We start from the raw sequence: 532 nt of genomic DNA on the forward strand, positions 1-532 counted from the left end.
CCGACAAACTGACTGTCAAGAGCATCGGTTTCGGTGAGCACTCCCGCTTTGCCCTCAACATGGAGGGTACGATGCAGATCGCATCGTCAGGAGGCCGGCGGCTGAGACATGCCGCTCTGGCCGGACGGAAACTTGCGCTCGAGACCGGGCGCACGGTCACACGAAAAGAACTATCTGCGGCAGCCCGGGATGCCGGCAAGGCCCTCGACCTGAGGCCGGCCCAGCGCGCAGTGCTTTCGGAACTGGTCGCCTGCTGGGGCGAGCAGGAATGGGAGCGGCTGCTGGTCTGGCCGTCCAACGACTACTTCATGACCCGCACCGGCCTGACCGAGCGGGCGATCCGGCGCATCCTGCGCCAGCTCGTCGACCTGCAGCTCGTCACCCCGAAGGACTCGCCCAACGGCAAGCGCTTTGCCGTCAAGGACCTGGCCGGCCAGGTGGTCGACGCCTTCGGCTTCGATCTGACCCCGGTCTATGCCCGGCGCGGCGACTGGGCGGTCATGCTTCTCGAGCAGAAGCAGCTGCGCGAGGT

1 protein-coding gene is annotated in these 532 nt (G+C 66.4%); it reads left to right on the forward strand.

The genetic code is table 11. The annotated features are described in order from the left end of the window. Positions 1-71: 71 nt before the first annotated feature. On the forward strand, positions 72-532 hold a 461-nt coding region (locus JKL46_RS37215; protein WP_201843088.1), incomplete at its 3' end, for a helix-turn-helix domain-containing protein.

Origin of the sequence: Microvirga zambiensis WSM3693 (genome assembly GCF_016735695.1) — a bacterium.
In the GTDB taxonomy this organism is placed as follows: Bacteria; Pseudomonadota; Alphaproteobacteria; order Rhizobiales; family Beijerinckiaceae; genus Microvirga; species Microvirga zambiensis.